General features: G+C 70.5%; 13 protein-coding genes and 1 tRNA gene. 5 read left to right on the top strand and 9 right to left on the bottom strand.

Features of this window, described 5'->3' with window-relative positions:
* Positions 1-142: 142 nt before the first annotated feature.
* The 4 genes from QM568_RS00510 to QM568_RS00495 are packed head-to-tail and all read right to left on the bottom strand — an operon-like array spanning position 143 to position 2,617.
* On the bottom strand, positions 143-454 hold the full coding sequence (locus QM568_RS00510; protein WP_415134702.1) for a TadE family type IV pilus minor pilin: 312 nt from the start codon (positions 452-454) through the stop codon (positions 143-145).
* Positions 455-492: 38 nt separating this feature from the next.
* Positions 493-690: a DUF4244 domain-containing protein gene (locus QM568_RS00505; protein WP_415134706.1), complete on the bottom strand. Its 198-nt coding sequence runs from the start codon at positions 688-690 to the stop codon at positions 493-495.
* A gap of 35 nt (positions 691-725) precedes the next feature.
* Complete coding sequence (locus tag QM568_RS00500; RefSeq protein WP_415134700.1) at positions 726-1,619, bottom strand: type II secretion system F family protein; 894 nt, start codon at positions 1,617-1,619, stop codon at positions 726-728.
* Positions 1,616-2,617: a TadA family conjugal transfer-associated ATPase gene (locus tag QM568_RS00495; RefSeq protein ID WP_415134698.1), complete on the bottom strand. Its 1,002-nt coding sequence runs from the start codon at positions 2,615-2,617 to the stop codon at positions 1,616-1,618. Before QM568_RS00495 ends, QM568_RS00500 begins: the two co-directional genes overlap by 4 nt.
* 408 nt (positions 2,618-3,025) lie before the next feature.
* On the opposite strand from QM568_RS00495, the gene acs reads away from it, so the two are divergent.
* The gene (acs, locus tag QM568_RS00490) at positions 3,026-4,993 is read left to right on the top strand and encodes an acetate--CoA ligase (protein WP_415134696.1); all 1,968 of its coding nucleotides are present in this window, start codon (positions 3,026-3,028) and stop codon (positions 4,991-4,993) included.
* 140 nt (positions 4,994-5,133) lie between these two features.
* Here the strand turns inward: acs and QM568_RS00485 are convergent, their stop codons facing one another.
* Together QM568_RS00485 and QM568_RS00480 are read right to left on the bottom strand one after the other, a co-directional pair.
* Complete coding sequence (locus QM568_RS00485; protein WP_415134694.1) at positions 5,134-5,592, bottom strand: RidA family protein; 459 nt, start codon at positions 5,590-5,592, stop codon at positions 5,134-5,136.
* Complete coding sequence (locus QM568_RS00480; protein WP_415134692.1) at positions 5,589-5,813, bottom strand: hypothetical protein; 225 nt, start codon at positions 5,811-5,813, stop codon at positions 5,589-5,591. The genes QM568_RS00485 and QM568_RS00480 overlap by 4 nt, the downstream gene beginning before the upstream one ends.
* A gap of 66 nt (positions 5,814-5,879) precedes the next feature.
* Here QM568_RS00480 and QM568_RS00475 point away from each other — a divergent pair, with 66 nt between their 5' ends.
* The 4 genes from QM568_RS00475 (at position 5,880) to QM568_RS00460 (ending at position 10,397) form a co-directional block, all read left to right on the top strand.
* On the top strand, positions 5,880-8,477 hold the full coding sequence (locus QM568_RS00475) for a transglycosylase domain-containing protein (RefSeq protein WP_415134690.1): 2,598 nt from the start codon (positions 5,880-5,882) through the stop codon (positions 8,475-8,477).
* Positions 8,468-9,409 carry a metallophosphoesterase gene (locus QM568_RS00470; protein WP_415134688.1) on the top strand — a complete coding sequence of 314 codons (942 nt, stop codon included), beginning with the start codon at positions 8,468-8,470 and terminating at the stop codon, positions 9,407-9,409. Before QM568_RS00475 ends, QM568_RS00470 begins: the two co-directional genes overlap by 10 nt.
* A 68-nt stretch (positions 9,410-9,477) precedes the next feature.
* Positions 9,478-9,551, top strand: a tRNA-Pro gene (locus tag QM568_RS00465).
* A gap of 90 nt (positions 9,552-9,641) precedes the next feature.
* On the top strand, positions 9,642-10,397 hold the full coding sequence (locus tag QM568_RS00460; RefSeq protein WP_415134686.1) for an HAD hydrolase family protein: 756 nt from the start codon (positions 9,642-9,644) through the stop codon (positions 10,395-10,397).
* 123 nt (positions 10,398-10,520) lie between these two features.
* Here QM568_RS00460 and QM568_RS00455 read toward each other — a convergent pair whose 3' ends face one another.
* From QM568_RS00455 to QM568_RS00445, 3 genes are all read right to left on the bottom strand, one after another.
* Positions 10,521-11,780, bottom strand: coding sequence for an alpha-hydroxy-acid oxidizing protein (locus tag QM568_RS00455; protein WP_415134684.1), 1,260 nt, complete (start codon positions 11,778-11,780; stop codon positions 10,521-10,523).
* A gap of 22 nt (positions 11,781-11,802) precedes the next feature.
* On the bottom strand, positions 11,803-12,501 hold the full coding sequence (locus QM568_RS00450) for a FadR/GntR family transcriptional regulator (protein WP_415134682.1): 699 nt from the start codon (positions 12,499-12,501) through the stop codon (positions 11,803-11,805).
* Between the two features lie 78 nt (positions 12,502-12,579).
* The gene (locus QM568_RS00445) at positions 12,580-13,197 is read right to left on the bottom strand and encodes a thymidine kinase (RefSeq protein WP_415134680.1); all 618 of its coding nucleotides are present in this window, start codon (positions 13,195-13,197) and stop codon (positions 12,580-12,582) included.
* Positions 13,198-13,200: the final 3 nt, after the last annotated feature.

Genomic DNA, 13,200 nt, shown 5'->3' with positions numbered 1-13,200 from the left:
GCGTCGGCGGCGGCGAGAGCGGCGGCATCCGCCGCACCGGCCGCGCGCTGGGCGGTGACCGCGGCACCCCCGACGGCGGCGAGACCCATCGACAGGGCCCCGGCGACGACGAGCACGCCCGCCGCGAGCGCGGATCCGGCCATCAGCGGCCTCCGCTCAGCGCACAGCTCGAGGCCTGCAGCGGCAGCCGGAGCAGAGCCCCGATCGCGACCTCGACGCTCGTCGTCACGCAGATCAGATCGCCGCTCCCGCTGGAGGCGAGGTCGGCGCCCGGCACTGCGGTGGAGACGACGCCGGCGGCGGCATCCGCTCCTTCTCCCCGTCCGAGCAGGCGTGCGGCGTCCGCCGCGGCGTCCTGCAGCAGCACCTGCGTCGAGGCGGCGGCGAGCGCGCCGACGCCGAGGAGCACGGTGAGCACGACGGCCGGGAGTGCGAGCGCGAGCTCGGCAGCCACCGAACCGCGCTCGCATCCGTCCGCGGGGCGCGGGCGCATCACGAGACCGTGAGCGCCCGACGGACCATGTCGGTGAGGATGCCGCGCACCTCGTCCGAGCGCAGGACGAAGACGAGGGCGCCGGCGAAGGCCACAGCAGCCATCGTCGTGACGACGTACTCGGCGGTGGCCGCCCCCGAATCGTCTCCGAAGAGACGGGCGGCGCGATGGCGGGTGAGGGGCGGGAGGGTGTTCATGGTGTTCATGGTGTTCCTTCTTTCTTCGGGTCCTGTCACAGCGACAGCGACGTGGTGGTGAGCACGCTCAGCAGCAGCGGCGCGACGCCGAGCAGCATGAACGCGGGGAGGGTGCAGACCCCGAGCGGGATGAGCAGCCTCGTCGAGAGCGACGCCGCGCGGATGCGGCCCTCGATGCGGGCGGCGTGGCGCTCCTGAGCGGCCGAGGCGCGCAGCAGCTCCCCCGCGGGCACTCCGGCAGCGCGGGAGAGGGCGAGCACCGTGTCGATGTGCGCGCGACCGTCGTGCCCGGTGGCCGTGCTGTCAGCGACGAGCTGCAGCGCGCGCTCCACCGACGCCCCTCCCGACAGCGCGACGGCGAGGAGCTCGGCCTGCATGCCCGGAGTGCCGGGCGCAGGTCGCGCGCGGGCCAGGAGCCGCGCCGTCCACAGTCGCGCCGCGAGCATGAGCAGCAGTCCGAGCCCGACGCAGAACGCCCCGATCGGGTTGCCGACGATCACGCTCACCGTGTCGAAGCCGAGCGCGAACCCGAGGAGGAGCCCCGCGAAGGGCATGAGCAGCAGCAGGCGCGCGGTGCCTGCGGGCTCCGCCAGGGCGATGCGCACGTCGTCGGCGGCCGACGCGGCGTCGCGCAGCGTCTCGGCGATCATCCGGAGCACGTCGGCGAGAGGCGCGCCCACCGTGGTCGCGATCTCCCACGCGGCGGCGAGGTCGAGCCAGGCGCCGCCCTCCTTCTCGATCGCCGCCGTGAGCCCGACGCCGGCGTCGACGCGTTCGACGACCGCGGCCGCGTGCGCGTCGCCGGTGTCGGCCAGCTGCCTCCAGGCCGTCAACGGCACGGCGCCGGCCTGCAGCAGCACGGCCAGCGTCTGGATGCTGGCCGCAGCATCCGCTCCGGTGTCGATGCGCGCCCGACCGCGCCTGCTCACCACGGCTGCACCTCTTCGATCTGCAGCCGGTCGCCGGCGAGCACGAACCTGCCCGCCTGCGCGACGCGCCGCACGCCACCGGGAGCGCGCGCCAGGTGCAGCACGACCGTGAAGGCGCTGACGACCTGGCGGGCGAGGGCGACGGCGTCCATCCCGGCCAGGGCGCCGAGCGCTTCGAGGCGCGCCGGCACGTCGGCCAGGCCGCTCGCGTGCAGCGTGCCGGCGCCGCCGTCATGACCGGTGTTGAGCGCCGTGAGCAGCTCGCGCACCTCGTCGCCGCGGCACTCGCCGACCACGAGGCGATCCGGCCGCATGCGCAGCGATTCGCGCACGAGGCGGGCGAGGGTGATGCCGCCTGCGCCCTCGAGATTCGCCTGACGCGCCTCGAGGGCGACGTGGTGCGGATGACGCGGTCGCAGCTCGGCCACGTCCTCGATGGTGATGATGCGCTCCGCCGCGGGTGCCGCGGACAGCAGCGCCGACAGCAGCGTGGTCTTGCCGGTGCCGGTGCCGCCGGTGATGAGGATGTTCGCGCGCTCGGCGACGAGTTGTGTAAGCCACGCCTGTCGGCGCGCGTCGAAGGCGCCGAGGGCCGCCAGTGCGTCGAGGTCGGCCGCGCGCACCCGCGGGATGCGGATGGACAGCGCCGTCCCCGACGTCGCCACCGGAGCGAGCACGGCATGCACGCGGATGCCGGAGTCGAGTCTGACGTCGACACAGGGCGCCTGGTCGTCGAGATGCCGCCCGCCGAGGCCGACGAGGGCGACGGCGAGGTCGCGGACCTCGCGTTCGGATGCCGCCCAGTCGGCGACGGGCTCGGCTCCGCGCCCGCGGTCGACGAAGAGTCCGGCCGCGCCGTTGACGAAGACGTCGGTGACCTCGTCGTCGGCGCAGTGCGGGGCGAGCGGGCCGAACGCAGGGTCGATGGTCAACGGCGCAGGGGCGGCCGTCGGCGACGGCGCAGGTCCCCGCGGGCGGATGATGAACGGCTCTGGCATGCCACGCAGTCAACAGCGACGGCAGGGTCCCCGTCGGGGCGCTTCCCCGGGATCGCGCTGGCCGGTGCATAAGAGCCGGAATCGCCGGACTGTGCAGGATCAGTCACAGAGCCTCAGGATCAGTGCCGGGACCGCTCCCACACAAGAAAGGGCGACACCCCGCGGGGGGAACGGGGTGTCGCCCGAGGCTGCCCTCGATCGGGGGGGGGAATCAGGGCACGCCGAGGCCAGAATGAGAATTCGGCTGAGCACGAGTGTACGCAAGGCGACCGTCCTGACAAAACCCGCCCCGCTACCGACTTTCGACAGTATTCGGTGCCGACGGCCGATACTAGATTCACGATGACCCGGTGCCCGCCCCGCGTGCGGCCGGGTCACGAACACCTCGCCGCAAAGGAGCGCCCGCCGATGAGCAGCCAGATCGATCATCTTCTCGATGAGACCCGCCAGTTCCCGCCGTCGGAGGAGTTCGTGGCGCGGTCCGTCTCCTCCCCCGCGCTCTACGAGCGCGCCGCCGCCGATCGCGAGGGCTTCTGGGCCGACCAGTCACGCGAGCTGCTGCACTGGCACAAACCCTTCACCGAGGTCCTCGACTGGTCGAACCCACCGTTCGCCAAGTGGTTCGACGACGGCGAGCTGAACGTCGCCTACAACTGCCTCGACCGCCACGTCGAAGTCGGCAACGGCGACCGCATCGCCCTGCACTGGGAGGGCGAACCCGGCGACGCGCGCAGCATCACCTACGCCGAGCTGACCGACGAGGTCAAGCGGGTCGCGAACGTGCTCGAGGGCCTGGGGATCGGCCAGGGCGACCGCGTCGCGATCTACCTGCCGATGATCCCCGAGGCGATCGCGTCGATGCTCGCCGTGGCGCGCGTCGGCGCCATCCACTCCGTCGTCTTCGGTGGCTTCAGCGCCGACAGCCTGCGCTCGCGCATCGACGACGCGGGCGCCCGGCTCGTCATCACCGCCGATGGCGGCTACCGCAAGGGCAAGGTGTCGGCGCTGAAGCCCGCCGTCGACCAGGCGCTCGCCGATCGGGGCGCGGGCGAGCAGCTGACGGTCGAGCACGTGCTCGTCGTCAAGCGCGGCGGCAACGACGTCGACTGGGACGACGAGCGCGACCTCTGGTGGCACGACGTGGTGCCCGCGGCATCCGCCGATCACGAGGCCCAGCCGTTCCCGGCGGAGAACCCGCTGTTCATCCTGTACACCTCCGGCACCACGGGAAAGCCCAAGGGAATCCTGCACACCTCCGGCGGCTACCTCACGCAGGCCGCGTACTCGCACAAGTACGTGTTCGACCTGCATCCCGACAGCGACGTCTACTGGTGCACGGCCGACATCGGCTGGATCACCGGGCACAGCTACGTCGCCTACGGCCCGCTCGCCAACGGCGCGACGCAGGTGCTGTACGAGGGCACACCGGATGCTCCGCATCCTGGTCGCTGGTGGGAGATCATCGAAAAGTACAAGGTGTCGATCTTCTACACCGCCCCCACCGCCATCCGCTCGTTCATGAAGATCGGCCGTGCTGTGCCGCAGAAATTCGACCTGTCGTCGCTGCGCGTGCTCGGATCGGTGGGCGAGCCCATCAACCCCGAGGCGTGGATGTGGTACCGCGAGGTCATCGGCGCCGAGAAGACCCCGATCGTCGACACCTGGTGGCAGACCGAGACGGGCGCGATCATGGTGTCGGCGCTGCCCGGCGTCACGGCGACGAAGCCGGGATCGGCTCAGGTCCCGCTCCCCGGCATCTCGATCGACGTCGTCGACGAGTCGGGCGCCGAGGTCGGCAACGGCAACGGCGGCCTGCTCGTCATCACCGAGCCGTGGCCGAGCATGCTGCGCGGCATCTGGGGCGACCCGGAGCGGTTCAAGGAGACCTACTGGGACAAGTTCTCCGACCAGGGCTACTACTTCGCCGGCGACGGCGCCCGCCTCGACGCCGATGGCGACCTCTGGCTGCTCGGACGGGTGGACGACGTCATGAACGTCTCCGGCCACCGCCTCTCGACCGCGGAGATCGAGTCGTCTCTGGTCGCCCACGAGGCCACCGCCGAGGCCGCCGTCGTCGGGGCATCGGATGAGACGACCGGTCAGGCCGTCGTCGCCTTCGTGATCATCAAGGAGAGCTACCTCGCCGCCCACGACCCCGCGGGCCTCGCCCAGCAGCTGAGGCTGTGGGTGGGCGAGCAGATCGGCGCGATCGCACGTCCGCGCGACGTGTACATCGTGGGCGAGCTGCCCAAGACCCGCTCGGGCAAGATCATGCGGCGACTCCTGCGCGACGTGGCCGAGGGCCGCGAGGTCGGCGACACGACGACGCTCGCCGACACCGCGGTCATGTCGATCATCTCGGCGCAGGTGAAGTAGGCGCACCCACGGGCACGCCGACGCCCCTGTTCAGCAGCGACGCCCCCTCTCATCGACGTCGGTGAGAGGGGGCGTCGGCGTTCAGAGGGGGGCGTCGGCGGACGCGGCGACGCGGCGACGTGGCGACGCGGCGACGCGGGTCAGGCGATGATGAAGGTCACCTCGACCTCGACGGGGCTGTCCAGCGGCAGCACCGGCACGCCGACGGCCGCGCGGGCGTGCCGCCCGGCGTCGCCGAAGATCTCCCCGAGCACCGTGCTCGCTCCGTTGATCACCCCGGGCTGGCCGGTGAACTCGGGCGTCGACGCGACGAATCCGCCCACGCGCAGCACCCCGACGATGCGGTCGAGACCGCCAGCCGCCTCCGCCGCCGCGGCGAGCGCGTTCAGCGCGCACGTGCGCGCGTAGACGGCAGCATCCTCGGCGGAGACCTCCGCGCCCACCTTGCCGGTGGCCGGCAGCGAGCCGTCGGCGAACGGCAGCTGTCCCGAGGTGTAGACGAGGTCGCCGTGCACGACGGCCGGCACGTAGGCGGCGACGGGGGCCGCGACAGCGGGCAGCGCGATGCCGAGCTCGGCGAGGCGCGCAGCGACGCTCACGCCGCTCCCCCGTCGAACTGGCGCGCGGCCTCCGCCGCCGCGGCGAGGCCAGCGTTGGCCGAGGCATCCGCCGTCACGGGGCGCTTGAAGTACGCGACGAGCCCGCCCTCGGGGCCGGTGACGACCTGCACGAGCTCCCAGCCCTGCTTGCCCCAGTTGTTGAGGATCGCTGCCGTGTTGTGGATCAGCAGCGGCGTGGTGAGGTATTCCCACGTGGTCATGGCACTCCAATACGAGGTCGGGCCGTCAAAAGCGGTTACTCAGGGAACTCCCCTACGATCAAGCGTATGCCCCAACAGAATCGCACGGTGAAGAGCGTGCTCGGCGGCCTTCTCGGGCTGGCCGGTCTCAGCGTCGTCGCCGGTCTCCTCGTCACAGCCAGCGTCACCCCGGTTCTGGCGATGACGGGGATCACGGGTTCCGCAGCGATCAACCTCTTCGAGGACCTGCCCGAGAACCTCAAGGTCAACGCCCCGATGGAGCAGTCCACGATCTACGGCACGGGCGCCGACGGGCAGCCGTTCGCGATGGCCGCGTTCTACGAGCAGAACCGCATCCCGGTCGAATACGACCAGATCGCCCCCGTAATGTACGACGCGATCCTCTCCAGCGAGGACAAGATCTTCTACAGCCACGGCGGCGTGAACCTCGGCACGACGATCAAGGTCGCCTTCGGCAACGCCGTCGGCACGACCGACCGCGGCGCCTCGACCATCACGCAGCAGTACGTCAAGAACGTGCAGATCCAGGAGTGCGAACAGGGCGTCCCCGCGGATGCCACGGACTATCAGGACCAGGTCAATGACTGCTGGTACACCTACGCCGTTGGCAAGGGCAGCGAGGGCATCGAGCGCAAGCTCCGCGAGATGCGCTACGCCCTGCAGATCGAGAAGGACTACTCGAAGAACGACATCCTGCTCGGGTACCTGAACCTCGCGAGCTTCGGCGGCCAGGTCTACGGCATCGAAGCCGCGGCCAACCGCTATTTCTCCACGAGTGCCGCGAACGTGACCCTCGTGCAGGCGGCCACGATCGCCGGCATGGTACAGCAGCCGAACACGCTGCGCATCGACATGCCCCAGGGCACCGAAACCGATGAGAGCAGCGGTGCGCCGGTCAACGGCGAGGCCGACGGCTACAAGCTCACCCTCGACCGCCGCAACTACGTGCTCGAGCGGATGCTCATCGATGGCAAGATCACGCAGGCTCAGTACGACGAGGCCGTCGCGACCCCGGTGGTCCCCGTGCTGCACGAGTCACCCCAGGGCTGCGGCACCGCCGGCGCCAACGCCTATTTCTGCCAGTACGTGAAGACGCTCATCGAGAACGACCCCGCCTTCGGCGAGGAGCCCGCGGACCGCAAGGCGCTGCTGCGCCGCGGCGGGCTGCAGATCTACACCACGCTCGACATGCGCGTGCAGCAGGCGGCGATCGACTCGGTGCACAACCACGTGCCCCAGACCATCCCTGGAATCCTCGTCGGCGGCACCGGGGTTTCGATCGAGACCACCACCGGCCGCGTGCTGGCGATGGCGCAGAACACCGAGTTCAACGAGACGACGTCCGCGAACCTCGCTGCCGGCCAGACAGCGATGGTGCTCGCCGCCGACCGCGCCCACGGCGGATCGACCTGGGGCTTCGAGACCGGATCGACGTACAAGCTCTTCACCCTGCTCGAGTGGCTGAACAAGGGGCACTCGGTGAACCAGGTGCTCGACGGGCGCATGAAGGTCTTCAGCTCCTTCACCCGTTGCGGCGACAAGATCACGAACAAGGACAAGATCGGCAACTTCGGAGGAGGCGGCGGCTCGATCGGGACGGTGCGGCAGTTCACCGCGTCCTCGCTCAACACCGGCTTCCTGGCGATGGCGCAGCAGCTAGATCTCTGCGACATCAACAAGGTCGCCAAGAGCCTTGGCGTGCACTACGGCAACGGCGACGACATCACCGTCGGCGGCACGAACGCGAACACCGCAGCCAACGACCCCTTCCCCACCGTCCTCGGCTCGAAGAGCGTCGCACCGCTGCAGATGGCCGGTGCCTACGCGACCGTGGCCAACGGCGGCACGTACTGCGAGCCCAAGGTCATCGACCGCGTGGTCGGCGCCGACGGGCAGGAGCGCGCGATCCCCGAGACCACGTGCACCCCCGGCACGCTGACACCGGAGGTCGCCGCCACGGCCGCCTACGCGCTGCGCGGCGTGATGGAGGGCGGCACCGGTGGCCGCGCCAAGCCGAGCGACGGCATCCAGGTGATCGGCAAGACCGGTACCGCCGAGAAGGAGCACACGATGCTCGTCGAGTCGAGCACGAACGTGACCACCGCGGTCTGGGTCGGCAACATCGACGGCCGCGAGGCGCTCGGCAACTTCCGGAACAATCAGGGCGTCGCCCTGAACAACATCCGCTACGATCTCGCTCGGGACATCCAGACCGCAGCCAACGCCGCCTACGGCGGAAACGACTTCCCGCCCCCAGACGACAAGCTCACCAAGCAGGTCATGGCCGATGTCCCCGACGTCGTCGGCATGACGATCGATCAGGCGACGGCCACGCTGGAGGCGGCGAACTTCACGGTCGCCGTCGGCGCCCCCGTCGATAGCGATCAGCCGACGAACATCGTCGCAGCCCAGGACCCCTCCGGGCGTGCAGCGACCGGCATGACGATCACAATCTCGCCCAGCAACGGGCTCGGAGCCTCGGTGCCCACCGCCGTGATCGGCCAGTCGAAATCGGATGCTCAGAGCACGCTGTTCAGCGCCGGGTTCACCTCGATCGCCTTCGACAACTCCTGCAACCCGCCCAACGCGACCGTCCGGAGCACGGACCCCGCCGCCGGCACCAGGGCGAGCAAGGGCACGACCATCCGGATCTCATGCAACTGACCGCGCGCCGCTCGGTCCACCCGGCCCTCATCGCGCTCGGCGCGGTGGGGGCCCTCGGTGCGGGCGCGGCGATCTGGGGCATCGGCATCGAGCGCTATCTCTTCACGGTGCGCGAAGCCACGGCATCCGCTCTGGCGCCGGGCTCCGCGCCGATCAGGGTCCTGCACCTCTCCGACGCGCACATGGCCCCCTGGCAGCGCCGCAAGCAGGACTGGCTCGCCTCTCTCGCCCAGTTGCAGCCCGACCTCGTCGTCAACACCGGCGACAATCTCGGACACCGCGACGGGCTCGACGGCATCCGCCGAGCGTTCGAGCCGCTCGCCGGCATCCCCGGCGTGTTCGTGCACGGCTCGAACGACGTCTCGGAGCCCGCTCCCCGCAATCCGCTGAAGTACTTCACCGGCCCGTCCGAGCGGCACCGCGATCCCGACCCGCTCGACACCGCCGCGATGGACTCGTTCTTCATCGACGAGCTCGGCTGGACCGATCTGAACAACGCCGCCGCCCGCCTCGAGGTCGCCGGCAACACGATCGACTTCTTCGGCACCGACGACGCGCACCAGGATCAGGACCGCCTCGAAGAGCTCCCCGCGGCGATCGATGCGCTGGGCGCGCGCCCCGAGCGCGCATCGGCGATCGCGGTCACGCACGCCCCCTACCGGCGCGTGCTCGACGGGTTCGTCGATCTCGGCGCCGAGGCGATCTTCGCCGGCCACACCCACGGCGGCCAGGTGTGCCTGCCCGGATTCGGCGCTCTGGTCGCGAACTGCGACATCCCGCTCAGGCAGGCGAAGGGCCTCAGCACCTGGACGCACGACGGCCGAAGCGTGCCTTTGAACGTCAGCGCGGGCTGCGGCCACTCGATCTACGCACCGGTGCGCTTCGCCTGCCGCCCTGAGGCGACCCTGCTCACGCTGACCGCACGTCGGTGATGCCTGCGCGAGCCCTGCCCGATTCGGCGTTTCGCGCTCCTCTCCTATAGACTCGGAGGGTTGCAAAACGGGGTGTGGCGCAGCTTGGTAGCGCGCTTCGTTCGGGACGAAGAGGTCGCAGGTTCAAATCCTGTCACCCCGACCGGTAACACGAGAAGGCCGCCTCACGGGCGGCCTTCTCCGTATCAGCAACACGCACCGACGGCATCCGCTTCTCCGACCTGGGATCACCATGACCGCACCCGCACTCGTCGCCTTCGACCTCGACGACACTCTCGCCCCATCGAAGAGCGCGATCAGCCCGCGCATCGCCGACCTGCTCATCGCCCTACTCAGCCGCGTCGACGTCGCGATCATCTCGGGCGGCAACGAGGAGCAGTTCCGCACGCAGGTGATCGCGCACCTGCCCGAGACGGATGCCGGAGAGCTGCGGCGTCTGCATCTGCTGCCCACCTGCGGCACCCGCTACCTGCGCCACGACGGCACCGGGTTCGCGGCGCTGTACGCGCACGACCTCACCGACGACGAGAAGCAGGCGGCGCTGACGGCCCTGCGCGAAGAGGCCGAGCGGCTGGGTCTGTGGGAATCGGAGCCGTGGGGCGAGATCCTCGAGGACCGCGGCTCGCAGATCACGTTCTCGGCGCTCGGGCAGAAGGCTCCTGGCGACGCCAAGCACGCGTGGGACCCGACCGGCGCCAAGCGGTTGGCGCTGCGCGACGCCGTCGCCGCGCGCCTGCCCGACCTCGAGGTGCGCGCCGGCGGGTCGACGTCGATCGACATCACCCGCGCGGGCATCGACAAGGCGTACGGCATGACCCAGCTCGCCGAGCGCACCGGCATCCCGCTCTCCGCGATGCTCTTCTACGGCGACCGCCTCGACGAGGGCGGCAACGACTACCCGGTGCTCGCGCTCGGTGTGCCCTCCGTGGCCGTTGAGGGCTGGGAGGACACCGCCGACAAGCTCGACGAGCTGCTGAAGACGCTCTGACAGCGCCGAACCCGTTGCGGGCGCCCCGGGGAAAACCCAGAGCATCTCGCCGCCTGTCGGCGTGTCGGGCGCCAACACGCCGACGGGTGATCGGGCAGTCTGGGATTTCCCCCGGCGGGGCCGTCAGCGCGCGGCTGCCTCCGTGGCCGTGCGGGCGACGGGCACGAGACGGGTGAGCTGGGTGACGTGCCCCGGCTCGAGCTCCGCGAGCGCGGAGACGCCCAGCAGCCGCATGGTGCGCTCGATCTCGCCGCGCAGGATCTCGATCGTGCGGTCGACACCTGCGCGCCCTCCGGCCATCAGGCCGTAGAGGTACGCGCGGCCGATGAGCGTGAAGTCGGCACCGAGGGCGACCGAGGCGACGATGTCAGCGCCGTTCATGATGCCGGTGTCGATCATGACCGTGAAATCGTCGCCCACCGCCTCGCGCACGGAGGGCAGGAGGTGGAAGGGGATCGGCGCACGGTCGAGCTGGCGCCCGCCGTGGTTCGAGAGCACGACGCCGTCGACGCCTGCGTCCTTCAGCCGCACCGCGTCGTCGACGCTCTGCACGCCCTTGATGACGATCTTCCCCGGCCAGAGGTCGCGGATGACGGCGAGGTCATCGTAGCTGATGGTCGGGTCCATCGCCGCGTCCAGCAGCTCTCCCACGGTGCCGCCCGTGGTGCTCAGCGAGGCGAACTCGAGCTTGGGCGTGGTGAGGAAGTCGTACCACCACCACGGCCGCGGGATGGCATTGACGATCGTGCCGAGGGTGAGCTGCGGCGGGATGCTGAAGCCGTTGCGCTTGTCGCGCAGGCGCGCACCAGCCACCGGGGTGTCGACGGTGAAGTGCAGGGTGTCGAAGCCGGCCGCCGCAGCGCGGCGGGTGAGCTCATAGGAGATCTCGCGGTCGCGCATCACGTAGAGCTGGAACCAGTTGCGGCCGTGCGGGTTCGCGGATTTGACGCCCTCGATCGACGTCGTGCCGAGCGTCGACAGCGTGAAGGGGATGCCGGCCGCCGCCGCGGCTCCCGCACCGGCCACCTCGCCCTCGGTCTGCATGAGGCGGGTGAAGCCCGTCGGCGCGATGCCGAACGGCAGCGCGGAGGGGCCGCCGAGGATCTCCACGGAGGTGTCGACGTCGGGCGCAGGGCGGAGGATGCCGGGGTGGAACTCGACGTCCTGGAACGCCTGCCTGGCGCGGGTCAGGGACAGCTCCCCCTCCGCCGCTCCATCGGTGTAGTCGAAGGCCGCCTTCGGCGTGCGGCGCTTCGCGATCGTGCGCAGATCATCGATCGTGAGAGCCGCCTGCAGTCGGCGGCGCTTGCCGTTCAGATCGGGCTTCTTGAACTTCATCAGCTCGAGCAGCTCGGCGGGGTTGGGAAGCTGGCGCTGGACCATCGTTATTCCTTCGATCGGGGCCTCAGTGGCCGAGGATGTCCTGGTAGTAGCCGGAGATGTGGTCGCGCACGCGCACCGCGGCGGCATCCGCATCGCCGTCGTCGACCGCGGCGACGATGTCGCGGTGCTCCGCGCGCAGACGGTCCGTCATGGCCCGCCAGTCGGAGACGGATGCCGCCCCCGCCGTCACGTACGACTCGATCGCCGTGCGCAGCCCCGCCATCGTCGCCGCGATCACGCCGTTGCCGCTGGCCTCGGCGAGCGTGAGGTGCAGCTGAGCGTCGAGCGCGAGGAACTCCTCTGGCGCGAGCCCATCGGCGTCCATCGCGTCGAGCAGCGCGTGCGCGCCCGTTGTGTCGCGGTCGGCGGCGCGGGCCAGCGTCGAGACGACGGCGCTCTCGAGCACGAGGCGGGTGTCGACGATGTCGGAGAGCGCGAAGCCGTGCGCTGCGACCTGCAGCCGCAGCAGCGTCGATATGCCGCCGGTGGGCGTCGCGATGACGATGGCTCCCGCCTGGGGGCCCGACCCGGTGGCGGTCCGGATCAGGCCCATGACCTCGAGCACCCGCAGCGCTTCGCGCACGCTCGAGCGGCCGACGCCGAGCTCGGCGGCGAGGTCGCGTTCGGAGGGCAGGCGGTCGCCGGGGGCGAGACGGCCGTCGAGCAGGTCACTCTCGATGCGCGCGAGCACGGCGCGCCAGGCGCGGGGCTGCTCCGGCATCCGCTCCTCCTCCGCTGTGTGGTCTGACCACAGTAGCGCGTGTGGTCAGACCACGCAATCCCCGGTCGGCGGGCGGGTTCAGCCCAGGCGTCCGCCGGACTCCTCGAGGTAGCAGGCGCCGCACAGCGACTCATAAGTCGTCACCTCGGGTGCGGCGCCCTCGGCGCCGACCGCTGCCTCGTCGATCGCGACCTGGTCGCCGTCGAAGACGAAACGCCCGCCGATCACACGGCCGTTGAAGACGGCCTTTCGTCCGCAGCGGCAGATGGTCTTGAGCTCCTCCAGCGAGTGCGCGATCGCCAGCAGCCGTGCGGAGCCGGGGAAGGCCTGGGTGCGGAAGTCGTTGCGGATGCCGTATGCCAGCACCGGGATGCCGTCCTCCACCGCGATGCGGAAGAGGTCGTCGACCTGCGAAGGAGCGAGGAACTGCGCCTCGTCGACGAGCAGGCAGGCGATGTCCCTGTCGCGGTCGTGAGCGGCGAAGAGCGCTCTGGCGTCAGCATCCGCCTCCACGAGGAAATCGACCTCGCGCGTCATGCCGAGCCGGCTTGCGATCTCCGACGCGCCCTTCGTGTCGATCGCGGGCTTGGCGAGCAGCACGTGCTGTCCGCGCTCCTCGTAGTTGTACGCCGCCTGCAGCAGAGCCGTGGACTTGCCCGAGTTCATCGCTCCGTAGCGGAAGTAGAGCTTCGCCACGGC

It is taken from the genome of Microbacterium sp., assembly GCF_047607465.1.
Lineage (GTDB): Bacteria > Actinomycetota > Actinomycetes > Actinomycetales > Microbacteriaceae > Microbacterium.
This window is presented reverse-complemented; position numbering and strand designations above follow the sequence as displayed.